This window comes from Streptomyces sp. TAA040 (genome assembly GCF_000424845.1).
Genome location: NZ_AUKR01000010.1, coordinates 63,070 through 86,438, shown reverse-complemented (window position 1 = coordinate 86,438; position 23,369 = coordinate 63,070). Strand labels below are relative to the sequence as shown.

The window sequence follows — 23,369 nt, the reverse complement described above, 5'->3', positions numbered from 1 at the left end:
CGCACCCGGACAGGGGGCAGGCCCGGCACCGGGACGGCTTCCGACCGGTCGGCTCCGGGGCGGTCAGAAGCGGGCGGCGAGCAGCACCACGTCCTCCTCGCCGTCGGCGTCCGCGCCTCCGTCGGGCAGGACGGTGTGCAGCACGTGATCGACGAGGGCGTCGGGGTCGTCCCGCACCGCGGGGGACGCGCCGGCGGCGGCGGCCCGCACGCGCGCGTAGGCCCGGTCCAGGGGCAGGCCGGTGCGCTGCACCAACCCGTCGCTGTACAGCAGGAGCGTTTCACCGGCCTCCGGTTCCAGCTCCACGCTCGGCGCCTCCCAGCAGGCCAGCATACCCAGCGGGGCGGACAGCGTGGTCTCGACGAAGTCGCACCGGCGCGGGCCGACGAGCAGCGGCGGGCAGTGCCCGGCTCCCGCGAGGACGATCCGCCGGGAGCCGGGCTCGGCGAAGCAGAACAGCGCGGTGGCCGAACGGGCGGGCTCGGTGAGCCGCATCAGCAGCTCCAGGTCGGAGAGCACCGCGACCGGGTCCTCGCCCTCCATCACGGCGTAGGCGCGGAGCGAGGCCCGCAGCCGGCCCATCGCCGCGATCGCCGTCGGGCCGCTGCCCGTCACGCCGCCGACCGCCAGGCCGAGTGCCCCCTCGGGCAGCGGAAGGGCGTCGTACCAGTCGCCCCCGCCGCGGGGACCGGTGCGGTGCCGCACGGCGAGCCGCACCCCCGGTACGCGCGGCAGGCGGGACGGGAGCAGCTCCTCCCGCACCGCCTCGGCCGCGGCGCGGGCGCGGTCGAGCGAGAGTTGTCGGTCGATCTGCTCGGCGGCGCAGCGCAGATACAGGCCCAGCAGGTGGCGCTGCCGCCCGTCGGGCTCGGCCGGCTCGTCGTACAGCCAGACCGCGGCACCCAGGTGCACAGCGGGGCGTCCGGTCGGCTCGGCCGGGTCGTCGAAGGCGGCGCCGGCTGCCGGGACGCCGGGTGCTGCCGGGAGGCCGAGAGGCGCGGGGGTGCCGGGGGCCGTCCCCTCCGGGTCCCGGCCGGTGCTGGCGGTGGCGAGTGCCACCGCGTGGCCGGCGGCGTAACCCAGACGGGCGGCGACCTCGCGGTGGCGGGGGTCGAGGTCGTCCTCTCCCGCAAGGTCGGGCCGGGTCAGCTCCCGCGGACCGCCGGACTCCGGCAGGCCGTCGAGCAGGCGGCCGTGGAAGGTGGCGCTGCGCGGAATCGTCTCCAGCTGGCCCAGGTCGGACCGGCCCAGCCCCAGCCCGACCGTGCGTTCCGGGCCGAGTCCGTCACCCGGCTCCAGGGCGATCAGCCCGCGGCGGGCGCCGACCAGCGACGCGCCGGCCCGCAGGGTCTCGTCCAGCGCCTCTTCCAGTGAGTCCGAGCGCAGCAGCCGCTCGGTGAGGTCGTGCAGTGTCGTGAGGTCGGAGATCCAGCCCGCCAGCCGGTCCTGCACGGCGGCGAGCCGGTCGACCGGCCGGGGCGGGAGCCCGTCGGCGGGGCCCTCGCCGCCGTGCGTCGCCGTCTGCGGGGACGCACCGAAGCCCGGGGCGCAGCCCTCGCCGGCGTGCACCGCGGCGTCCGGCACCGTGTTCCCGGGGGCCTGATCGGCGCCGTCCGGGGGGTGTGCGGAGCCCGAAGGGGCGCTAGTGTGCTCCGCCTGTGTCGGGGGTGGGCTGATTCCAGCCACTTTTGAGTTCCGGGGTGTACTCATGAGCAGTGGCTTTCCACGGAGATCGTTCTTCTCATCAGCATCGCAAACCCCCATGTCATGGTGCTCTGCCGGTAATGCATCCAGATGTACACGCACCGCCGACGGGATGTCCAGCGTTGTCCTTGTGTGGGCGATCATGTCCGGACGGGGTGCTTCGCCGGGGGTGACAAGCCGATTGTCCCGCAGATTGGCGCGAAAAGTTCCCTGTGTGCGCCTGTTCGGGATCGACTGTCGTCCATCGGTATCGGTCGCAGGGCCGGTTCTGGGTACGAGTGGGAGAGAGTGCGGGTCGGTCGGGGTCGATCGGAACCCGGAAACGCGTCCCTGCGTCTCAACCGGCAGTGGCCGGACCCGGCGTCCGGTGCGTGGCAAGCTGGTTCAGCACACCAGGCACGTACGCACGGCACGAAGCGCAAGCGCCAAGCGCGCGCCACCCCCCGCGATGTTCCACGCCAGGCCTGCACCATGATGCGCTGCTTTGTACGCGTAGTGATGTGAAATCCACGTTCTGTGTCGCTCTCGGCGGTTTTGTCGACCTCGGAGGATCCTTTGTCGATGCCCGACGGAGCCCGCTCGGCGTTGTCCGGAGTTGTTTCGGCGTAACGGAAAGGAACGAGCGCCCATGCGCGAGATCCTCGGAATCGGAAGGCGACGCATGTCACGCTGGGCACGGCGGACGGCCGCGCTCGGGTGTGCCACCCAGTGGCACTGGCCGGTGGTGCCCGGTGCCGCCCTGCGGGATTCCGCCCGCCCCTCTTCACGCGCATGCGCCTGCCCCCGTCCCGACTGCCCGGTGCCCGGTGCGCACCCGCATGAGGTCGACCTGCTGGCCGCCACCACCGATGCCCGGATGGTGCGCTGGTGGTGGACGGACCGCCCCGGCGCCTCCGTTCTGCTGGCCACCGGCGGCAGCGCCCCCTGCGCGCTCAGCCTGCCCGCCTCGGCCGGGGTGGCCGCGCTGCGCGAACTGGACCGGCGCGGAGTGCGCACCGGCCCCGTCGCCGCCACGCCCACCCGCTTCCTTCTGCTGGTGGCACCGTACGAACTGGCCGAGCTCGGCGAACTGCTGCACGCCCAGGACTGGGTGCCCAGCTCGCTGCGCTTCCACGGAGAGGGCGGCTACATCCCGCTGCCGCCCACGGAAGCCGCTGGCAGCGAGGTCTGCTGGGAACGTCGCCCTGTCGTCCCGGAGGGCGGCAGCGGCCCCTATCTGCCCGGGATGGAGGAGCTGCTGGACGTCCTGGTGGCGGCCAGCAGCACGGCTCCCGACGGTGGCAGTCGCCTCACCTTCTGAGCGCGCGGGGCGGCTCCCCAGCCGGGGCACCCCTGGGCCGGCGGCTCGGCCCGCGGGAGCCGACGGCCACCTGCGGACCCGGCCGTCACCCGTTGGGTCGTCACTCGTGCGGGTGGGGCCGTGCGGAAGACAGCCGCCAGGCGGCCGCAGACGGTTCGCGGGCCGGTGTTCGGCCCGTATCTTCGGGCCCATGTCGCCGCCTTCCGCTCATGGGATCCGTCTGGTCGCTCTCGCCGGGGCGGTCGCGCTCGCCGTCGCGTTGCCGTTGGCGACCGCCGCGGCAGGGCCCGAGGAAGCGGTCACGCGGTCGGCATCCGGCTCGATCACGGCGGGCGGCGAGCGGATGCGCGGGGAGTCGGGGCCGGAGGGCTCCGGGCCCGGAGCCCTCGTCGGCGGTGCCGAGGGTGAGGCCGTCGCGGCAGAGGTCGACGCAACGGGGGGCGCTGCCGGCCCGCGGGCACGCCCCGGGGCGGACGGCGGCACCTCCGGCGCCCGGGGTGCCGGCCCCGGCAGTGCCGAGGACGGGGCTGAGGACGGCGACGGCGGGCGGTCGACCGTGCGGACCGTAGTCGGCGCGCCGGGGCCCACCGCCGGTTGCGGGCCGGAGGTCGTCTCCCCCGAAGGGGTGAAGGCACAGACCTGCGTATTGACCGAGCAGCGTGACGCCTGGGGCCGGCTCTACTACCGCAACGACACCGGCGGGCCGCTGCGGGCGGTGCTCACGCTGATGAGCCCCGACGGTCGGACCCTGCGGGTGCACTGCGAACTGCCCGGCTCCGCCGGCCCCGGAGTGTGCGAGACCCCGCGTGGTCACGAGGTGCGGCCGATCGGTGAGGAGCCGCCCTACGCGGCGGTCGCGGAGATCGCACGCCCACACGAGGACCGTCTGCTGCTGCGAGCGGGCAGCGATTCCGCTTCCGGCAGCTAGGGATGACCGCCCGCACCTCGGTGGCCGTGTCCGGGCGCCCGCCGCGCGGTCTCCGCGGCCGTGTGCGAGGGAGCGGACGCCCGGTCTGCCGACCGGGCGGCCGCACGGCGATCGGCGAGATCCTCCGGCTGCTTCCGCAGCTCGGCTCGTGCGGTGTACCCGGGCCTCCTGCGAGAACCCGCAGCTTCCGGGCATGGAAACGCCCGGTCGCTGGCGACGGGGGATGCACCAGCGACCGGGCTTCCAGAACGGTAACAAGAGATCGGCCGTTCGCAAATTCCCCCACTCCTCTTCAGACGCCGAAGTGCCTGTTCGGACGGGGAGTTGTGACCGGGATCACGAGCCCCTGAGTCTTCGTCTGGCTACTTGTTTCCAGCGGATGACCAGTGGTGACGGTCTTCCGGGAGGCGGACGGCGGGCTCTGCCCCCGCCACCGTCAGCTCAGCGTGATCTGACGGTTGGCCAGACCGCTGCGGGCGCGGCGCTCGGCGGCGCTCAGCGGACCCGTCTCCGCGAGTGCTTCGCCGAGCCGCTCGGTGAACGCGGCGGCCGGCTTCTCGCACTCCTCGGCCGCCATGCCACTCGGCAGGTCCCAGACCGGCACCAGCAGGCCGTGCGCGCGGAACGAGCCGACCAGCCGGGTGTCCGTACCGAGCGAGGACGCCCCGGCGGCGTGCAGCCGGGCCAGCGAGTCCAGCAGCCGGTCCTCCGGGTGCGGCATCACCCAGCGCAGGTGGTTCTTCTCCGGGGTCTCGCACCAGTAGGCGGCCTCCACTCCGGTCAGCCGAGTGGTCGGCAGCGCGGCCGAGTTGGCCCGCTCCAGAGAAGCCGCCACCTCGCCGCCGGCCTGCTCGCCGTCCGGCAGCCAGAACTCGAACCCGGTGTGCACCTCGGGGACGAGCTCGGCCGCCGGGTCGAGCAGGTCCTGCAACCGCGGCCCGTCCGGCGCCGGGCGCTCCGCGACGACGGGGTTCCCGGGCTCGGCGGTGAAGGCACGGCGCAGCACGTCGGCCAGGTCCCGGCTGATGTCGCCTGACGCGGTGTCGTTCTGCAGGCCGATCAGCACCGAACCGTCGTCCCGGCGCAGGGCCGGCCAGGCCATCGGCAGCACGGTGGCCAGCGTCAGCGAGGGGACGTCCTCGGGAAGGCCGTCGGCCGGTACGAGCGCGGCCGTCGCGGCGGGCACCAGCTCCCGCATGGCCACCCAGTCGCACTCACCGGGCAGGTCCTGGAAGGGCCGCTGCACGAGTTCGGTCACGGCGTGGGCGGCGGCCCGGCCGTGGCAGGCCTTGTAGCGGCGACCGGAGCCGCAGGGGCAGGGTGCGCGGGCACCGACGACCGGCACCTCCCCGTCGACGAGCTGCGGCTGGGAAGCCTGGTTCTGCGGGCGGCGCTTCTTGGCCATGCGCGAATCTCCGTGTCGTAGCTACCTGGCAACGGGCAACACTGTCGCGCGAGCCCAAGGTCTGTCCCGTGGTTCCGGCGGCATCGCACCGTGACCACGGGACAGACCATAGCCCGTTCGTCGGCTGCCGCGGCCGGTTCCGGCACCGTCTCCCTGCCACCGCCCGCCCGGCTGCCGAGGACACCGCGTCCGCACGTTCCCGGCCCCGGCCCGGCACGCTCCCGGCCCTCGGCCTCCGCACGTCCCCGGCCCCCCGCGACGGGCCGACCACCGCCGTCCGCGCGCCCCACCGGGGCGCGCCGCACGGCGGGTTCGCGGGCCCGCCGGGTCGGCGCGTCCCGCGGGTCCGCTCCCCGCCGGATCGGGCGCGCTGCCGGGCTCAGGCCGGTTCGTCGAAGGCGTCGAGGTCGATCAGGCCGAAGCCCTCCGGGCTGCCGCCGAGCGCAGGCCCGGGGCTCCGGGGACTGCGCGAGGCGGCCTCGGAGCGGGTCGGTGCCACCGTCGCCCAGACCGTCACACCGCCGCTTCCGGCGCCGTCGTCCTGTACGCCCCAGTCGCGCGCGAGTGAGGTGATGATCGCCAGGCCGCGCCCGCCGCGGGCGGTGATCGACGGAGTGGCCGGTAGCGGACGGGTCGGACCCCCGCCGTCGGTGACCGAGATGGTCAGCTCCCCGCACCGCGCACGGCGCCAGCCCGCGTGGACCGAGTCGTCCGGCGGAAGCGGGCGGGCGTGCCGACAGGAGTTGCTGAGGAGTTCGGAGAGGATGAGTACGGCATCGTCCACGACGCCGTCGGGCGTGCCGTGCGCCCGCAGCTCCTCACGCATGCGCCGACGCGCCTGACCGACACCCATGGGTCCATGGGGAACGGCCATGGTCGACGAAGTCGGCACTTCCTGTGCCACCACCCACGCCACCCCCGAGACCTCCTTCTCTGCCCACGCCACGGGATGAATGCCCCCGCGTGCAACAGCGGAAACCGGCCGGGTGCCGCCCAACGACGCAGATGTAACGAATCGGGCCCCGATGTGCACGCCAGTGCATCCCGGGTGACACTGCGGAACCGCGGCCCCTCGGCCCCGGTCAGCTGTGCCGTCCTCCGTCCCGCTCTGCCAGGTCGGCCAGTTGGGACAGCACCTGGCGCGGACGGTTCGTGATCACCGCGTCCACCCGCAGACGGGCGCAGAGTTCCACGTCGACGGGGTCGTCCACCGTCCAGACGTGGACCTGGTGCCCGGCCCGCTGCGCCCGGATCACGTAGTCCGGCCGGCTGCGGACGGCCCGGATGCTGGGGCCGGCGATACGGACCCCCGGCGGCAACCGCCCCTCGCGGTGCCGCGGCAGCAGGAACTGCATCAGGTACACGGTGGGGATGTGCGGGGCCGCCGTCCTGATCCGGTGCAGCGAACGGGCCGAGAAGCTCATCACCCGTACCGGGGTGTCCAGTCGCGCCTCCCGTAGCACCGTCAGCAGCCGCTCCTCCACCTGTCCGGCCCAACGCGTCGGATGCTTGGTCTCGATGGCCAGCTCGACCCGCCGTCCGGCCCGGGCCTGCTCCTGCACCAGGTCGAGCAGCCGCTCCAGCGTCAGGACCGAGATCGGACCGCGCTCCCCCGCCCCCGCTGTCTCCGGCCGCGCGTCGGCACCGGCCCAGGAGCCGAAGTCGAGCGCCGCGAGGTCGGCCAGCTCCAGCGCGGAGACCGCACCGCGCCCGTTGGAGACCCGGTTCACCCGGCGGTCGTGCACGCAGACCAGATGCCCGTCCGCGGTGAGCCGGACGTCGCACTCCAGCGCGTCCGCGCCACTCTCGATGGCCCGGCGGTACGCGGCGAGGGTGTGCTCCGGAGCGTCCTGTGACGCGCCGCGGTGGGCGATGACGGAGATTCCGGATCTGTCGGCGGCGTGGCGCACCGCCTCATCGTGTCATTCCCGACGCCCGTGTGCGTGAACACCGGTCGGTCGGCAGTGCGTCCCCGACCGGCACAGCGCCTTCCGCGCCCCGCGGCGCACCCCTCCCGCCCGGTGGTGCGCACTCTTCCGACCGGGCCGGGATGCCAGGGCCGGAATTGTCCGGGGTTAAATGATCCGGGTGCTGGATAACCGGATGGCTTACGCCGCCCTGACAGGCGATGGGAAAAGCTGACTGCACACTGGGCATAGCGTGAGTGCCTACCCATGACTGTCGTGCACCTGAGGAGATTCGCTGTGAGCACCGAGCACGAGGGCGTCGACCGGTCGCCGCAGGCAGGCCGGGCCGATGACGGCGCCGCCGCCGACCACGTGCCGCCGGTCGCGTCGCAGGACGCGTCCGGAGGAGCGCACGAGGCCTCCCGGGACGACGTCCCCGCCGCCGATTCCACCACCGAACTACGGAAGGTCGACCCGACCGCCGCGCCCCCCGCCGCCCCGGCGGAGCCGCCCCGGTACGAGCCGGAGCGCCCGGCCGCTCAGTACTCCACGGGGCACCCCACTGCGCAGCACGGACACGGCACCCCGCCCGGCACTCCGCCTGCTCCGGGCGGACCTCCGCCCGGCGGCCCGTACACCGGTGCCTACGGCGCCGCGCCCTACGGGGGCGCGGGCCACGGCGGCGCGGGCCACGGCGGTTCCACCGGCGGCCCGCCGCCCGGTGGGCACCACCAGCCCTGGGGTGCGCCGATGTCGTCCCCGCCGCCCCGCAAGCGCCGTGGCGGCCTCATCGCCGCGGGCCTGGCGGCAGCGCTGGTCGTGGGAGCGGTCGGCGGCGGTGTCGGCTTCTGGGCCGCCGACCAGCGCGGCGACTCCTCGTCCTCGGAGACCGTCTCCTCCCGCAACGACGAGACGACGCTGACCCGGGCACCCGACTCGGTCGCCGGCATCGCCGACAAGGCGCTGCCCAGCACGGTGACCATCCAGGCCAACGGCGGCAGCGGCGAGGCCGGTGGTGGCACCGGCACGGGCTTCGTCTTCGACAAGCAGGGGCACATCCTCACCAACAACCACGTGGTGGCGGGAGCCACCGGTGACGGCGGCGAACTGACCCTGGTGTTCTCCGACGGCAAGAAGTACCCCGCCGAGGTGGTCGGCCGCGCGCAGGGCTACGACGTCGCGGTGCTCAAGCTGAAGAACCCGGAGGACACCACCCTGACCCCGCTGCCGCTGGGCTCTTCCGACGAGGTGGCGGTAGGCGACTCCACCATCGCCATCGGCGCTCCCTTCGGCCTCTCCGGCACGGTCACCACCGGCATCGTCAGCGCACTGAACCGGCCTGTGGCGTCCAGCGACGGTGAGGGGTCCCAGTCCTCGTACATGAGCGCGCTGCAGACCGACGCCTCCATCAACCCCGGCAACTCCGGAGGGCCGCTGCTCAACGCCAAGGGCGCGGTCATCGGGATCAACTCCGCCATCCAGTCGGCGAGCGGCGGCGGCTTCGGCGGTGGTTCGGCGGGCAGCATCGGCCTCGGCTTCGCCATCCCGATCGACCAGGCCAAGCGGGTTGCCCAGAACCTGATCGAGACCGGTGAGCCCGTCTACCCGATCATCGGCGCGACGGTCGGCCTCCAGGACCAGGGCGCGGGCGCGCAGATCTCGCCGGAGGCGGTCGACGGCACGCCCGCCGTCGTCCCCAACGGTCCGGCGGACAAGGCGGGCCTGGAGGCGGGCGACGTCATCACCAAGCTCGACGGCACCGTGGTCGACAGTGGGCCGACGCTGATCAGCGAGATCTGGACGCACGAGCCCGGCGACCAGGTGGAGATCGAGTTCGAGAGGGACAGCCAGAAGCAGACCGCCCAGCTCACCCTGGGCGAGCGCAGGGGCGACGGCTGACCCGTCGCCCGCCCCGAGGGGGTGGTGGGGCACCGGAACCGGTGCCCCACCACCCCCTCGGCACATCCGCACCGCTCGCCTTTCCCGTCACCACTGCCCGTCCCGCCAGTCCGGCTAGCCCCGCCACGCCTCGGCAGGCCGGCCGCGGCGCCCCGCGTGCCCGGTATCCCGTGGTAGCCCATCCGGGCATATACGTCAACTCTTCAACCAACTTTCGCCACATCGGGCGAATGTCACACGGTGTGAACCGTTTTTCCGTTCGCTAGAGCGGCACTTCGCGGCCTACTCTCGGAGCGTGTCGTCACCTCGATCTCCCTGGCTCCCCGTCGAAGCCGCCGACCTGCTCCCCACCAAAGGAGAAGACCGGCTGTTCCGCGGTGACGCCGTCCGGCTCCCCACCAACCCTCACCCGGCTGCGCACTTCCGCACCTATCGGGCCGAGGGCTTCACGGTGCTCGAACTGCACGGCGAGATCGACGTCTCGGCGACGCTCCGAGTCATCCCGGAGCTCGACGCGGCCACCGGCCACGACGCCCCGTCCGTCGCCCTCGACCTCACCCCCGTCACGTTCCTTGACTGCTCCGGTCTGCGACTGCTCTGCCGAGCGCGGCAGCGCGTCAACCTCCACGGCGGCCGGCTGCGGATCGTGTGCAGCGGGCCGCAGCCGCTGCGGGTGATCACCGCAGCGGGCCTCCTGGAGACGCTCCGGCCCCTCCGGACTCTCGACCAGGCCCTCGGCCGCCGTCCCACCCCGTCCGGCATCCATCTCAACTGACCTTTGTCCCGGCGGGGTTCCGCTGCCCGTATGGTGCTGCAACCGGGCAGCAGACACACGCCCGTCCGAACCGGTTACGCTGTCCCGGTGCCTTCGCCCCCGGCGTCGGCACCGGGAGGTGTGCCCGAGCGGCCGAAGGGAACGGTCTTGAAAACCGTCGTGAGGTAACCCCTCACCGTGGGTTCAAATCCCACCGCCTCCGCTAGATGAGCAGTGAGAACGGCCCCTGACCAGGCAACCCGGTCAGGGGCCGTTCTCGATGCACCCACCCCGCATCGCCCGCAGTTCCCCGCCCCATCGGGCACGCAAGGGGCACGCCCGCCGGACGATTCCGTCCCCCTGACGCCCAGCATCCGTGACTTCCTGTCTGAGCCTCAGCCAACGACAGTCAGCCACGACGGCGGGTGCGCCAACCGACCGCGCACGCGTGTGCCTCGCTGCACCCCGCCGGCCTCAACCACGCTGCCCTGTCGTCCGCCAGAGCAAGTTGCGCCGGCGGAAGCGCGATTTCGTAGCGGTACGTCCCGCACGGGCCGCCGTCCTGTACCGTCCCGCACGTCCGCGTGACTTCGCGCGCCGGTCTCCCGTCCCACCGGCGTCCGTTGCTCGGAGCGGTGCGACTGCCGTTGCGGGGCCGGGCGGCTCAGCTGGTGACGAACTGGGTCAGGATGGCCTGCACTTCGTAGATGTCGACGCCCTTGGTGAAGGTCTTCTGGATCGGCGTCGGGTTGCTGGAGATCCAGATCTTCAGTTCGGCGTCGAGGTCGAAGGTGCCGGCGGTCTCCACGGCGAAATGGGTGATGCTCCGGTACGGCACGGAGTGGTACTCCACCTTCTTGCCGGTGACCCCCTGTTTGTCGATGAGGAGGAGTCGCCGGTCGGTGAAGAGGATGGTGTCGCGTATCAGCAGGTAGGCGGCGTGGACGCGTTCGCCCTGGCCCAGCAGCCGTGCGTAGTCCTGCGCCGCCTCTGCGGGGTCGATGGTGTGGGCGTTTCCGAACATCGCCATGCGTGGTCCCCGCTCGTCGAAGTCTCCGAACTCCACTGTATATCGGCTCCGCGCGTCCGGCCGGGGCCGGCGGTGAAGGCCCGCAGGACGGGCGCGAGGCCGACGGCCGTCGGTGGCGGGCGCCCGGGGCCCGTCATCGGGGCTCCTGCCGGCCGGCCTCGTCGCCGCGTCCGGTGACGATCCGTGCGAGATTGTCGACGCCCTCCCTGTTCCGGTCCGTGTCGAAGTACGAGGAGTGGGCCTCGGCGCCGCCGAACTCCCGGAGCGGGTGGGGGCCATCGTCGACCGCGAAGCGCCGGCCCCCGAAGGACGCGCTCGCGGGGTCGGTGCCGAACCAGAGCTGGTCGTCGCGCGGATCCACCAGTTCGGAGATCCGGCTGCCGCCCACCGGGCCGCCCCCGAGGTATCCGAGGCTCTCGGCCCTGGAGGGGAGGTGGGTGATCGGGTCGTTCTCCGCGGATCCGACGTGGACGTTCCGCGCGCCGATGCCGAGGTCCCCCGCGTGGTCGACGCCGACTCCGGGGCTCCCCAGGAGCACGGCGCTGTCGACGGGCGACCGGCCCTCCCGCCGGGTCGCCTCGGCGACGGTGACGGATCCGTAGGAGTGGCCCACCACGGTGATGTGGGCCCGTTCCGCACGGTCGTTGGTCGTTTCCACGCCCTGGAGGAAGCGGTGCAGGTTTCTGCCGCCCTTCTCGGCCAGGTCAGCGGACATCACGTCGGTGTTCCCGAGTCCCTCGCCGAAGCCCGTCTGCGGTGCGTCGTAGCCGAGCCAGACGAGGGACGCGGTGGACGTGTCGTACGCGACGGCCGCCTCTGCGGTCGTGCGGGCGCGCCGGAGGTCCTCCTCCGCGAAATGCGGGTCCAGGCCGGCCATCGTGCCCGGCACGTACACCGCGACGTGGTCCGCGACGTCCGGGTCCCCGTAGGAGACGACGGCCCGGCCGCCGCCCTCCGCGCCGAGGGCGAGGAGGAACACCGGCGGCTCCGAACCCTGCTCCAGTTTCTCCCGCAGGAGGCGGAGGCCGGCGAGCTTCGCTGCCGCGTCCGCGCCGTCCATGGCTTCCAGCTCCCCGATCAGCTGCGGCAGATACCGCCGGTTCGCGCGGTCGCGGGCGGCGGCCGGGACACCGTCGAGGCCGCCGATCTCCTGTGGGTACTCGGTGAGCAGGTACCGGCGGCGCTTCTGCGACTGCCGGTCCCACCAGTCCTTCACCTCCGCTGGCGGCAGGTCGTACGGGAGGTCGTCGTCCGCGCGGCGGTTGAAGCCGTCGGGGGTGCCGTCGAGGATGTCGGAGTCCTCGGTGACCGCGGCGAGGTCGCGCCGGATGTCGGCGTCGGTGTCGCGCACCCGGCGGACGACCCCGCTGATCCGCCGGTCCCAGGCCGCCGCCGCCTGTTCGGACCGCCGTACGGCCGCCGCGTGGTCGGGGTCGTTCCGGCCGAGACCCGCGAGGTCCTCCGCGGGACTGACCCGGCCGCCTTCCGAGACCTTCATGCCGTCGGCGACGGCGTCGGACACGAGGCGGCGCAGTTCCCCGCGCAACCGGACGAACTCGGTGTGTGCGTTGCCCAGGACACGTCCGACGCCGCGTGCCTCGGCCTCGGCTCCGCGCAGCTCGCCCAGCGTGACCTCGAAGGTGGAGAGCGCGGCCCGGGCGCCGTGCCCGGCCCACGAGCCGTCCCGGGCGGCGCTCCGGACCTCGCGCCGGTAGGCGGCGGAGAGCTGTCGGAAGCGGTCCGCCATCGCCTCCCAGCGGTCGGCCGCGGTGGAGAGCCTGGAGAGGTCGTCGTGGAGGATGGCGTAGTGGTTCGGCACGGCTCCCGCCGCCCCTCAGCGACCGAGACCGTGCACGCCCGGCGGGCCGGGCGGCGCGCCGACCGACGGGGTGCGGAGGCCGTCGAACGGGGTGCGGCCGGAGAAGCGGCGTCGCCTCTCGGCCTCGCCGTCGGCGTAGTCGCGGGAGGAGCCGCGCAGGGCCTCCTGCTCGCGGTCCAGCCGGCCCCGCAGCGCGTCGGCCTTGCGGGCCCATGCCGTGCGTGCCGTGCGCAGGGCGGCACCGGTCTGCCATTCCGCGAGTTCCGCCACGGCGGCCCCCGTCGCCTCGTCGGCCCAGTCGGCTGCCCGCCGGGCACCGGGCTGGATGTCGCGCTGGAGCGCGCGTGCCGCGGACCGCTGCTTCGCCGCTTCGACGGTGAGGTCGCCGCCGCCCGCTCCCGGCGCGAGCACCGGCTTGTCGCCTCCGGCGGGCGGCCGGTCCCGTTCGTCGTTCTCCTGGCGTGCGGCGGCGAGCGCGGTGCAGTGCGCCCACTCCTCGTCGAAAGACACCCGTTCCTCCTGGTGGTCGGTCTGCCGCAGGGCGGCCTCACCCGTACGGCCGCCACGGACAGTATGCGAGTGCTCTCTTTGCGTGCGCATGGGTATGTGTACTCAGGGTGGGGGCGCGGGAGTACGGGGCGGGCGCGCGGAATCTCCGGGTCTCCCCCGCGGCCCCGGCGATGAGTTCCGGTCCGCCGCGGAGTCCGCCCGAGTGAACGATCCGTCCTACAGGAGGAGTGCACATGTCCGTACCGGTGGACCTCACGCCCGTGGCTCGGCAGGTGGCCGTGCTCGCCGAGCGGGTCGGCGAGGAGCGGTTGGAAGATCCGACGCCGTGCCCGGAGTACACCGTGCGCGAGCTGCTCGGGCACCTGCTCGGGCTGGCCACCGCCTTCCGGGACGCGGCCGCGAAGCGGCGGGGAGCGACGACCGGGACCGATCCGGGCGCTGCTGCGCCGCCGCGGGACCCCGGCTGGCGGGAGGCGCTGCCGGAGCGGCTTGCGGAGCTGTCCGAGGCCTGGCGGGAGCCGTCGGCCTGGCAGGGCGCCACGGAAGCGGGTGGGATGCGCCTGAGTGGGGCGGAGGCGGGGCTGGTCGCGGTGAACGAACTCGTCCTGCACGGCTGGGACCTGGCCCGGGCGACCGGTCAGGAGTTCCCCTGCGACCGCACGGCGCTGGAGGCTTCGCTCGGGCTGCTGGAGGCGTCCACTGAGCCGGCCGACCGGGAGGGACTGTTCGGCCCGGTCGTGCCGGTGCCGCCGGGGGCGTCGCTGCTGGACCGGGTGGTCGGCCTCGGCGGGCGGTCGCCCCACTGGTCGCCCCACTGGTCGCCGGGCGGGTCGCCGGAGGGGTGGTGACGTGGGGGGACGGTCCGACGGTCGCCGCCGGGGCGGCGGTGGTGAGGGCTCTTGGTGGATTCGGCCTGCCGTTCGGGTCGGGAGGCGGCCGTTCGCGCGGTGCGGCCGCCGGGGCGGGGCGGGGCGTGGGGGCTTCGGGAGTATCCGCAGGAACGATTGCTCCCAGGTATGGCAAGTGGTGTGCCCCGCGTGGTGGTCCTGCGGCCAACCGGTACGAACAGTTCGTTGGGAATGATGGTTTATCGACACGTCGTCATACCTACGAGGGAATCACAGCGATTTGACTGGTTCGCCGGGGTTTTTGCGGGCAGCGTTGGATCCGCGACGTCGTGACAACCGTCAGGCAGTGAGGCCAACTGCCAAGCAAGTTGTATGAGTTCGATTCCTGGAGGAATCCACATGGCACGTACCCGTACCGTCCGCGTTCTCGCTGCCGCTGCGGCTCTGCCGCTCGCAGCGGTCATGTTCGGCGGGGTCGCCCACGCCGACAACGGCGGGTTCGCCAGCGACGGCTCGAACGCCTCTGTGGTCAGCAGCGTGGGCAGCGGAGTGGTCGGCGACAACGACGGCAACTCCACCACCAACCAGCAGGCCGCCACCGGTGCCGGAGCCGGCAACCAGGCCAACAACGCGAGTGTGAACGGCTCCGGCTTCACCTCGATCGACCAGGTCAACGCCGCCGTCAGCTTCGGCAACATGTGGTGATCCGCTGAGGCGGGCCTTCGGGAGGGCCGACGCCAAGGGAAGGGTCAGGCTGCGCGGTCGCACTCCGGTGCGGCCGCGCAGCCGTTTCCGGGGTCCGCGTACGGGCGGCCGTGCCCGGCACGGCTCGCACCGCCTGCGCCCGGGGCGTCCGTGGACGCGGGTGGCAGCGCCCGGAACGTCCGCATCGGGGTGGCCCCTGGCATGCGACGGCCCACGCCTCCACCCCTGGGAGGTGAGCCGGACCCGGCACTACAACCTGAGGCGGACAATGCTCGGCACCTGCGACCGATCCGCCGGCACCTCTCGCACTCCTAGGTTGAGTGCCATGACCACGTCTGGGACCTCCGCCACCGTGACGTCTCTCGTGACGCCGCTGACGTTCACGACCTACGTGCAGGCGCGGGGACCCGTGCTGCTGCGCACCGCCCGCTCCCTCACCGCCAACCCCTGCGACGCCGAGGACCTCCTCCAGACGGCGCTGACCAAGACGTACCTCGCCTGGGAACGCATCGAGGACCACCGCGCGCTCGACGGCTACGTCCGCCGCGCCCTGCTGAACACGCGCACCTCGCAGTGGCGCAAGCGCAAGCTCGACGAGTTCGCCTGCGACGAGCTGCCGGAGCCGGAGCCGGTCGCCGGACCGGACCCGGCCGAGCAGCAGGCCCTGCGCGACGCGATGTGGCGGGCCGTGCTCAAGCTGCCGGCCCGGCAGCGCGCGATGGTCGTACTGCGGTACTACGAGGATCTCAGCGAGGCGCAGACAGCCGAGGTCCTCGGGGTCTCGGTCGGAACCGTGAAGAGCGCGGTGTCCCGGGCGCTGGCCAAGCTCCGGAGCGACACGCAGCTCGCGGCCGACACCGTCGGCGCTCCGGAGTCCGTCCCGGCCCGCGCGGCCCGTGCCGTTCCGGAACGGCACGCTCGGGGGCCCGCCGCGCAGGTGCCCGCCGCCCGCGCCGTCCCGGCCCGCCCCGCCGCCGTCCGCCCGGTGCGCGCCCCCGCCGCCCGACCGGTGGGCGCGGCAGCCTGACGCGAGGCCCCGCCTCCGCGGCGGGCCGCCGTCCGGCACGACCTGCGGCGGGCCGGCACCTGCGGTGGCCCCGCCTCCGCGGCGGCCCGGCACCTGCGGCGATCCGACCCGTGTCGATCCGGGGTATCCGCTGCGGCCCGTCCGCGTCGCGGACGCGGGGCGCGGAGGGTGCGCGGGGTGTGCCGAGGGTGCCGCGGTGCGTTCGGCCCCGCACCCGGCTCCGGGAGCGGGAGCGTTGTGCAGGGGAACAACGGGAGCGGCCAACCCGAGTGCTCCGAGCTCGTGACATACCGAGCGGTCGGTGGCAGGCTGCCAGGGGATGGGCGCTGCCCGCGCGCAACGCGCCCGCCCGACCGTCTACCCCGGGAGGCCCCCGTGCTGAGCACGATGCAGGACGTACCGCTGACCGTCAGCCGCATCCTGGACCACGGCGCGACGATCCATGGCGCCGCCCAGGTCGTCACCTGGCGCGGTGAGGACGAGCCGCAGCGCCGCTCGTACGCCGAGGTCGGTGGGCGGGCCGCCCAACTCGCCCACGCGCTGCGTGAGGAGTTCGGGATCCAGGGCGACGAGCGTGTGGGAACGCTCATGTGGAACAACTCGGAACACCTGGAGGCGTACCTCGCCATCCCGTCGATGGGCGCGGTCCTGCACACGCTCAACCTGCGGCTGCCGCCCGCCCAACTGGCCTGGATCGTGGAGCACGCCGCTGACCGGGTGCTCCTGGTCAACGGATCGCTGCTGCCGCTCCTCGCGCCACTGCTGCCGAAGCTGAGCTCGGTGGAGCACGTGGTCGTCGCCGGCCCCGGCGACCTCGCGTCCCTGGCCGGCGGCCAGGCCCAGGTCCACGACTACGACGAGCTGCTCTCCGGCCGCCCCACCAGCTTCGCATGGCCGGAGCTGGACGAGCGGCAGGCCGCCGCGCTCTGCTACACCTCCGGCACGACCGGCGACCCCAAGGGCGTGCTCTTCAGCCACCGCTCGGTCTACCTGCACGCGATGCAGGTGTGCTCGGGCGAGTCGTTCGCGCTGACCGGCAACGACTTCGCGATGCCGGTGGTGCCGATGTTCCACGTCAACGCCTGGGGGCTGCCGCACGCCGCCTACATGGTCGGCGCCTCGCTCCTGATGACCGACCGGTTCCTCCAGCCCGGGCCCATCGCCGAGATGATCGAGAAGGAGCGCCCGAACCTGGGCGCGGCCGTGCCGACGATCTGGCAGGGCCTGCTGGCCGAGCTCGACGCCCGTCCGCGTGACGTCTCCTCGCTGGACCGGGTGGTCATCGGCGGCTCGGCCTGCCCACCGAGCCTGATGCGCGACTTCGAGGAGCGGCACGACATCCGGCTGGTGCACGCGTGGGGCATGACGGAGACCTCCCCGCTGGGCACGGTGGCGAACCCGCCGGCCGGGGCCACCGACGAGGAGGCCTGGGCGTACCGGCTCACCCAAGGGCGGCTGCCGGCCTCGGTGCAGGCGCGCCTGGCCGCCCCGGACGGCACCTTCGCACCGTGGGACGGGAAGACCGCCGGTGAGCTGGAGGTTCGCGGTCCGTGGATCGCCGCCGCCTACTACGGAGGCGCCGGGTCCACCGAGCCGCTGCGTCCCGAGGACAAGTTCAGCCCGGACGGCTGGCTCAGGACCGGGGACGTCGGCACCATCTCCCCGGACGGCTACCTCACGCTGACCGACCGGGCGAAGGACGTCATCAAATCCGGTGGCGAGTGGATCTCCTCGGTGGAGCTGGAGGGCCACCTGATGGCCCACCCGGACGTGGCCGAGGCGGCCGTCGTGGCCGTGCCGGACGAGCGCTGGGGCGAGCGTCCGCTGGCGACGGTCGTCCTGCGCGAAGGAGCGGACACCGACTTCGCCGCGCTTCGCGAGTTCCTCGGCACGCACGTCGCGGCGTGGCAGCTCCCCGAGCGCTGGACGGTGCTGGAGGAGGTGCCGAAGACCTCGGTCGGCAAGCTCGACAAGAAGGTGCTCCGCAGGCGGCACGCGGACGGCGATCTCCCGGTCACCCGCATCTGAGCGCCCACCGGACCCCGTTCCGGATCACCGCACCATGGCGCCACCGTCCCGCCCGCCCCGTCTCCGACCAGGCCCTTTCCTGCGGCGGGTCGGGGCGGGGGCCGGGCGGGACGGTGGCGTCAGGCGGCGCCGATCTTCGCCAGCAGGTCCACGATGCGGCTCTGCACCTCCGGGCTGGTGGAGCGCTCGGCGAGGAACAGCACCGTCTCCCCGGAGGCCAGCCGGGCCAGCTCCGACGGGTCCACGCCCGAGGAGGTGTAGACGACGAACGGCGTCCGGTTCAGCAGTCCGTTCACACGGAGCCAGTCGATGACCCCGGCCCGGCGGCGGCGGATCTGGCTGAGGTCCATCACCACCAGGTTCGGCCGGATCTGCGCGGCCAGCGAGGCCGCCCCCGCGTCCGTCGGCGCGTGCGCGACCTGCATACCGCGGCGTTCCAGCGTCGACGCGAGCGCCTGCGCGATCACGGGCTGCTCCTCGACGAGCAGCACCCGCGGGGGGTGCTGCTCGCTGTCCCGCGGGGCCAGCGCCTTCAGCAGCACGGCCGGGTCCGCGCCGTACGCGGCCTCGCGGGTCGCCTGCCCGAGCCCCGCGGTGACCAGCACCGGAACCTCGGCGGCCACGGCCGCCTGCCGCAGCGACTGCAGCGCCGTACGGGTGATCGGGCCGGTCAGCGGATCGACGAACAGCGCGGCCGGATAGGCCGCTATCTGGGCGTCCACCTCTTCCCTGGAGTGGACCAGCACCGGTCGGTAGCCGCGGTCGGTGAGTGCCTGCTGGGTCGAGACGTCCGGTTCCGGCCACACCAGCAGCCTGCGCGGATTGTCCAGCGGCTCCGGGGGCAGCTCGTCGTCCCTCTCCGCCGGGTGCGGCGACGCGTTCCGCCCCGCCGAGTCCGTGACCTCCACTGCGCCGTTCGGGCCGTCCAGGGGCTCGGGCCCCTCGGCGGAGCCCGCTTCGGGGGCGCCGATCGCGAACTCGCGCGGCGGCGAGAGGGCGGCACCGTTCGGCGGCAGCGCGGCCGACTCCGGCGCCCCGCCCGCTGCGCGGCGCCCCGGGTCGGGGGCCTGTCCGTCGCCGGGGGGTGCCGCGAGCCGCCTCCGCCTGCCCGGCGAGCCCTGCTGCTCGTCGTACTGGCCCGGGGGCTGGGACAGGGACGGGGGCTGGGAGCGGCCCTGGCTCTGGCCCTGGTGTTCGGAGGGCTGGGGCCCGCCCTGCGGCTGCGGGGGCTGCGGTCGGCGGGGGTCCTGGGCAGGCAACGGGTAGTGGCCGGAGTGCTGCTCGGAACCGGGGGTGGTGTAGGGGGTGCCCTGGCCGAGCGTGCGCACGCTGATGCCCGAGGAGTGCTCACCGGCCGAGGAGTCGTGCCCCGGCATCGGCAGCGCCTGGGAACGCGGGGCGGCCTCCGGGGGCGGAGCCGTGCCACCGAGGATCGGACTCGCTGCCACCCGTAGATGCGCCGCCCGCTGCTCGGCCTCGGCCTGCTCGGCCTCGGCCTGCTCGGCCTCGGCCTGCTCGGCCACCGCGTGCTCGGCCTCCGCCTGCTCGGGCGTGCGGTGCGCGGCGGACGCCGCCGGGCGGCCGGACTCCTGCTCCGGGAAGTCGGTCGTCTGCTGCGGAAGCCGCTGCGGTGCCGCCTCCGGGGGGAATGCCTCCGGAGGGCCGGTGGGTGCGGCGGCCGGGGTCTCCGGCGGCATCGGCTGGGCGTCCGGCATCGGCTGGGCGCGGGGCAGGCTGCCCATCGGCTCCTGGTCCGGGTCGGTGTCGGGCTCGGACCGGAAAGCCGGCTGGGGCGCCGGCTGCGGGGCGGGGGCCGCAGCCGGCAAGGGACCTGCCTCGGGCAGCGGTTCCGGAGCGGGCAGCGGGCCGGGCGGGGGCAGCGGATCCGCTGCTGGGAGCGGACCCGGCGGCGGCAGCGGTCCGGGCGGCGGGCCCGGATGCGGCGCGTCGGCGTACGGGCCGTCGGGCTGCGGCGGCGTCGCGGCCTGCGGCGGCCGCGGTTCGGCTCCCGGCGCAGGCCCGGGGGCGTCTGTCGGCGGCAGGGCGTCGAGGCCCTCGGCCTGTGGCCCCCGCGGGTGGGAACCGGAGGCGGGCCCCCGTGCGTGGGGGCCGGTTGCCGGGCCCTCGGAACTCTGCGGAAGCGGCGCGGACGCCGCCTCCTCGGGAGTGGCCGCACGCGGTGTGAAGGGCTCCGGGAGCTCGGAGGGAAGGGCGGGCAGGCCCGATTCGGGCCGGGCCACCGGCTCCGTCGCCTGCTGCTGTGGCACCTGCCGTTGCGGCGCCGACGACTGCGGCGCCGACGACTGCGGCGCCGACTGCTGCAATGCCGGCTGCTGTGGTGAGCGCGGCTCGGGCGCCGCCGGCTGAGGTGGCGGCTGGGCGGCAGGCTTGCGCCGTCGCCCGGTGGGACGCTCCGAGGTGGCCGCGGCCGATCCCGACGTCTCGTGTGCGGTCGGCTCCGTCCGGTCGGCGGCTGCGGGGGGAAGAGCGAACGCCGAGTTCCCGGCCGGGTCCGGAGACCCGGACGCAGGGGTCTCCTCCTCGCCGCCAGGCTTGGCGCGGCGGCCCCGCCGGCCCGTGCCGGGCTGCGCCTGCTGTGGGATCGGGCTCGCGTGCTGCTCGTCGGACCCGTCCGACCGCTCCTCCACCGGCGTCAACGCACGCCGGGCCCGTCGTCCGGTGGGTGTCGCCTGGACGGGCTCCACCTCGGCACGCGGCCCGGGCACCGACTCCCGGCTCTGCACCTGCCCGGCCCCCGGCTCCGGCGCGTTCGCGCCCGCCGCGGCCGCCCCCTGGCCCAGCGCCGGGCGTGCCTCGACCGGGTGCCCCTGGCCCGCCTGGTCCCGAACTGCCTGTGCCGCGCGGTTGTGTTCGGCCTGCCCTGCCTGGCTCTGTGCTGCCTGGTCCTGGCCGGGTGCCTGCGGGGCACCGGGTGTCTGCGGGGCGCGGGAATCCTGGACGCGGGAATCCTGGAGGCGGGCCTGCGCCCCCGGGGCCTCACGGTGACCCGGGCCCTGCCCCGGGCCGCGTCCGTGCTGCACGGGCTGGAGTCCGTTGCCGTACGGCGGCACCGGCTGCGGGCCGTTGCCGTGCGGGGAGACGGGCTGCCCCGGCGCGGGGCGCCGGCTATCGGAACCCGGCCGGTCACCGCGCAGGGCGACCGCGCCGCGGCCGTCACCGTCCGCGTGTCCGCCGGCAGCCTGCCGCGGGTCGTGGACCCGGCCGGGGCCGCCCCCGTGCCGGGGATCGTCACCGTGCGCGTGGCCGGGGTGGTTGCCGGCGTGCTGCCCGCTACCGGGGCCGCTACCCGACGCGTCGGATTCCGGGCCCGCTGCCGGGCCCAGCTCCGGGCGGGGCGACCGGCCGTCCGGAACCTGCCCCGTACCGCGGGCCGGCTGCGTCGGCACCGGCATCACTGTCGTCTCGCCCTCGCGGGGCGCTTCTGCTTCGGCCTCCGCCGCGCGGCGCGCGGCGACGCGCTCGTCCACCGAGCCGACCGGGACCTCCAGCACGTACGCGCTGCCGCCGCCCGAACCGGGCACCGGATGGGTCTGGAGGACGCCGCCGTGCAGCTCCACGATGGCGCGCACGATCGGCGCGTGCACGCCGCTGCCGCCGTCGCACGGACCCCTGACCTCGATCCGGACGACCGCGCCCTCGTCGTGCTCCGGATCGTCCCCGCCGCGGCGGGCTGCCGCGACCACGATCGTCGGGTCGCCCGTACCACCGGCCGGGCCGCTACCCGTCGCGTCCACCCCGGCCACGTCGGCGATCAGGTGCGCCACCGCCAGCGACAGCCGCTCCGGGTCCACCTCGGCCTCTATCGGCGGAGCGTGCACCGCGAAACGCGCGCGCCCCGGGCCGATCAGCTCCACCGCGCCGTCCACCCCGGCCGCGATCACCGAGTCGAGCGCCACCTGCCTGCGCGCGAGCTTCTCCTGCCCGGAGTCCAGCCGCTGGTAGTGCACGACGTTGTCGAGCAGCGTGGTCATCCGTGTGTACCCGGCGGAGAGGTGGTGCAGGATCTGGTTCGCCTCCGGCCACAGCTGCCCGGCGGGGTCGCCCGCCAGCCCGGCCAGCTCCGTGCGCAGCTGGTCGAGCGGACCGCGCAACGCGTCGTCCACCACCGCGAGCAACTGCGACTGCCGGGCCTCCATGGCGTCCTGCGCCCGGCGGTCGGTGAAGGTGAGCACCGCGCCGACGAGTTGCTCCCCGTCCCGTACCGGGGCGGTCGTCATGTCGACCGGGACCGGGCGGCCGTCCTTCGCCCACAGGACCTGGCCGCGGACGCGGTGCTTGCGCCCGGAGCGCAGGGTGTCCGCCAGCGGTGTCTCCCCGTACGGGAGTGGCGAGCCGTCCCCGCGCGAGTGGTGCACCAGCGGATGCAGGGGACGCCCGCCCAGGTCGCCCGCGCGGAACCCCAGGATCGTCGCGGCGGCCGGGTTGACCAGGACCACCCGTCCCTCGGTGTCCGTCCCGACCACGCCCTCGGCCGCGGCGCGGAGGATCATCTCCGTCTGCCGCTGCTGGCGGGCGAGCTCCGCTTCGGTGTCCATCGTCCCCGAGAGGTCGCGGACGACGAGCATCAGCAGCTCGTTGCCGGTGTAGCTGTTGCCGTGGTCCGCGTAGGCGGCTTCGAAGGGTGACTCGTAGGTCGTCCGTCCGTCCTCAAGGTTGGCGCTCGTCACCTCGACCGGGAACTCGGTGCCGTCGGTGCGGCGCGCGACCATGCGGGTCGGGGGCTGACGCCCTTCGACCTGCTCCTCCGGCCTGCGCATCGAACCCGGGATGCGCTTGGAGTCGAAGGCGGGCAGCAGATCCAGGAGCCCACGCCCGATGAGCGCCGTGCCCGGGGTCTCGAACGCGTCCAGCGCGATGCTGTTCGCGTTGACCACGGTGCCGTTCGCGTTGACGAGTAGCAGCGCGTCGGGCAGCGCGTCGAGTATTGCGGCGAGGCGAGCAGCGCCTCGGGATGGCCTGCCGCTCACTGCGTCGTTCCTCCCTGCTGACCACGAGGTGCCCGGTCAGTGTGCCTTCCGCGCCGGGTGTGTCACCAGGGGGAGTCTACGGGCAGCGACCGGCCGCGGGGTGCTCGATGAGGACCGTCACACCGGAACGGGAGCGACATAAACGGCGCAGATGTGACGAAGTGTGCGCAAACATGTGTGGAATCCTTGATCGGCGCATTACCGGCGCGGGGTGGTCTCGCGGGCGGTGCCGGGCGGCCGGTACGCCACGCGTACGGGGGCGGGGCGCCGAGTTCGGGGCAGGGGTGGGAGTCGGCCCGGCGGCCGGGGCCCGCAGCGGGGCTTCGGTACCGACCGCGCCGTGCTCCCGCGGTTCCGATCCGGTGGAGCGCGGGCGAGATCGCGGGTGCGGTGGCTCCGGGGAGCGGGGCGCGCGAGGGCGGCGTTCCGGGGGCAGGCCCCGGCCGCCCGCGCTCCGGGCTGCGCGGGCGACCGTCCCGGACCCCGGGCGGTGCCGCTCGCCGTCCCCGGACGGACA

At 74.3% G+C, this 23,369-nt stretch carries 15 protein-coding genes, 1 tRNA gene and 1 pseudogene; 9 read left to right on the top strand and 8 right to left on the bottom strand.

All coding sequences use genetic code 11. From position 1 onward, the window contains the following. Nucleotides 1–63: 63 nt before the first annotated feature. A complete protein-coding gene (locus H300_RS0110550; protein ID WP_028427399.1) occupies nt 64–1,764 on the bottom strand; it encodes a PP2C family protein-serine/threonine phosphatase in 1,701 nt (566 codons plus the stop codon). Nucleotides 1,765–2,332: 568 nt separating this feature from the next. On the opposite strand from H300_RS0110550, the gene H300_RS0110545 reads away from it, so the two are divergent. Together H300_RS0110545 and H300_RS0110540 are read left to right on the top strand one after the other, a co-directional pair. Continuing rightward, nucleotides 2,333–3,004, top strand: a complete 672-nt coding sequence (locus tag H300_RS0110545) for a bifunctional DNA primase/polymerase (RefSeq protein WP_028427398.1) — start codon at nt 2,333–2,335, stop codon at nt 3,002–3,004. 190 nt (nt 3,005–3,194) lie between these two features. After that, nucleotides 3,195–3,932, top strand: coding sequence for a hypothetical protein (locus H300_RS0110540; RefSeq protein WP_037979871.1), 738 nt, complete (start codon nt 3,195–3,197; stop codon nt 3,930–3,932). A 436-nt stretch (nt 3,933–4,368) separates the two neighbouring features. On the opposite strand, the gene H300_RS0110535 is transcribed toward H300_RS0110540, so the two are convergent. From H300_RS0110535 to H300_RS26190, 3 genes are all read right to left on the bottom strand, one after another. Then, nucleotides 4,369–5,337 (bottom strand): DUF5926 family protein, encoded by a 969-nt coding sequence (locus H300_RS0110535; protein ID WP_028427396.1) that lies wholly within the window; start codon nt 5,335–5,337, stop codon nt 4,369–4,371. Nucleotides 5,338–5,716: 379 nt separating this feature from the next. Next, entirely contained in the window at nt 5,717–6,163 is a 447-nt protein-coding gene (locus H300_RS26195; protein ID WP_486583693.1) for an ATP-binding protein, read from the bottom strand. Between the two features lie 256 nt (nt 6,164–6,419). Continuing rightward, nucleotides 6,420–7,247 (bottom strand): glycerophosphodiester phosphodiesterase family protein, encoded by an 828-nt coding sequence (locus H300_RS26190; RefSeq protein WP_051269909.1) that lies wholly within the window; start codon nt 7,245–7,247, stop codon nt 6,420–6,422. Nucleotides 7,248–7,541: 294 nt separating this feature from the next. Here H300_RS26190 and H300_RS0110520 point away from each other — a divergent pair, with 294 nt between their 5' ends. The 3 genes from H300_RS0110520 to H300_RS0110510 all read left to right on the top strand — a co-directional run bounded on the left by H300_RS0110520 (nt 7,542) and on the right by H300_RS0110510 (nt 10,120). Beyond that, complete coding sequence (locus H300_RS0110520; protein WP_028427395.1) at nt 7,542–9,143, top strand: trypsin-like peptidase domain-containing protein; 1,602 nt, start codon at nt 7,542–7,544, stop codon at nt 9,141–9,143. A gap of 295 nt (nt 9,144–9,438) precedes the next feature. Continuing rightward, on the top strand, nt 9,439–9,918 hold the full coding sequence (locus H300_RS26185) for an STAS domain-containing protein (RefSeq protein ID WP_486583692.1): 480 nt from the start codon (nt 9,439–9,441) through the stop codon (nt 9,916–9,918). Between the two features lie 114 nt (nt 9,919–10,032). Next, nucleotides 10,033–10,120: transfer RNA gene (locus tag H300_RS0110510), tRNA-Ser, on the top strand. A gap of 441 nt (nt 10,121–10,561) precedes the next feature. Here the strand turns inward: H300_RS0110510 and H300_RS0110505 are convergent. The 3 genes from H300_RS0110505 to H300_RS29220 form a co-directional block, all read right to left on the bottom strand. Then, complete coding sequence (locus H300_RS0110505) at nt 10,562–10,927, bottom strand: PH domain-containing protein (RefSeq protein ID WP_028427394.1); 366 nt, start codon at nt 10,925–10,927, stop codon at nt 10,562–10,564. Nucleotides 10,928–11,060: 133 nt separating this feature from the next. After that, nucleotides 11,061–12,746 (bottom strand): alpha/beta hydrolase, encoded by a 1,686-nt coding sequence (locus H300_RS26180; protein WP_051269906.1) that lies wholly within the window; start codon nt 12,744–12,746, stop codon nt 11,061–11,063. A gap of 15 nt (nt 12,747–12,761) precedes the next feature. After that, nucleotides 12,762–13,346 (bottom strand): hypothetical protein, encoded by a 585-nt coding sequence (locus H300_RS29220; protein ID WP_486583691.1) that lies wholly within the window; start codon nt 13,344–13,346, stop codon nt 12,762–12,764. A 143-nt stretch (nt 13,347–13,489) separates the two neighbouring features. On the opposite strand from H300_RS29220, the gene H300_RS26170 reads away from it, so the two are divergent. The 4 genes and pseudogenes from H300_RS26170 to H300_RS0110475 all read left to right on the top strand — a co-directional run bounded on the left by H300_RS26170 (nt 13,490) and on the right by H300_RS0110475 (nt 17,864). Next, complete coding sequence (locus H300_RS26170) at nt 13,490–14,104, top strand: TIGR03086 family metal-binding protein (protein WP_051269901.1); 615 nt, start codon at nt 13,490–13,492, stop codon at nt 14,102–14,104. Nucleotides 14,105–14,503: 399 nt separating this feature from the next. After that, nucleotides 14,504–14,809, top strand: coding sequence for a hypothetical protein (locus H300_RS0110485; protein WP_028427393.1), 306 nt, complete (start codon nt 14,504–14,506; stop codon nt 14,807–14,809). A 325-nt stretch (nt 14,810–15,134) separates the two neighbouring features. Then, nucleotides 15,135–15,656, top strand: a pseudogene (locus H300_RS26165) (SigE family RNA polymerase sigma factor); the annotation flags it as partial. A 555-nt stretch (nt 15,657–16,211) separates the two neighbouring features. After that, nucleotides 16,212–17,864: a long-chain fatty acid--CoA ligase gene (locus H300_RS0110475; protein WP_028427392.1), complete on the top strand. Its 1,653-nt coding sequence runs from the start codon at nt 16,212–16,214 to the stop codon at nt 17,862–17,864. 119 nt (nt 17,865–17,983) lie between these two features. Here the strand turns inward: H300_RS0110475 and H300_RS0110470 are convergent, their stop codons facing one another. Next, complete coding sequence (locus H300_RS0110470) at nt 17,984–22,852, bottom strand: PAS domain-containing protein (RefSeq protein WP_028427391.1); 4,869 nt, start codon at nt 22,850–22,852, stop codon at nt 17,984–17,986. Nucleotides 22,853–23,369: the final 517 nt, after the last annotated feature.

Excerpts from the sequence above, each read along its gene's own strand:
- H300_RS0110550 (WP_028427399.1), bottom strand. The coding sequence starts at position 1,764 with ATGGGGGTTTGCGATGCTGATGAGAAGAACGATCTCCGTGGAAAGCCA.
- H300_RS0110545 (WP_028427398.1), top strand. The coding sequence starts at position 2,333 with ATGCGCGAGATCCTCGGAATCGGAAGGCGACGCATGTCACGCTGGGCA.
- H300_RS0110540 (WP_037979871.1), top strand. The coding sequence starts at position 3,195 with ATGTCGCCGCCTTCCGCTCATGGGATCCGTCTGGTCGCTCTCGCCGGG.
- H300_RS0110535 (WP_028427396.1), bottom strand. The coding sequence starts at position 5,337 with ATGGCCAAGAAGCGCCGCCCGCAGAACCAGGCTTCCCAGCCGCAGCTC.
- H300_RS26195 (WP_486583693.1), bottom strand. The coding sequence starts at position 6,163 with ATGCGTGAGGAGCTGCGGGCGCACGGCACGCCCGACGGCGTCGTGGAC.
- H300_RS0110505 (WP_028427394.1), bottom strand. The coding sequence starts at position 10,927 with ATGGCGATGTTCGGAAACGCCCACACCATCGACCCCGCAGAGGCGGCG.
- H300_RS29220 (WP_486583691.1), bottom strand. The coding sequence starts at position 13,346 with ATGCGCACGCAAAGAGAGCACTCGCATACTGTCCGTGGCGGCCGTACG.
- H300_RS26170 (WP_051269901.1), top strand. The coding sequence starts at position 13,490 with ATGTCCGTACCGGTGGACCTCACGCCCGTGGCTCGGCAGGTGGCCGTG.
- H300_RS0110485 (WP_028427393.1), top strand. The coding sequence starts at position 14,504 with ATGGCACGTACCCGTACCGTCCGCGTTCTCGCTGCCGCTGCGGCTCTG.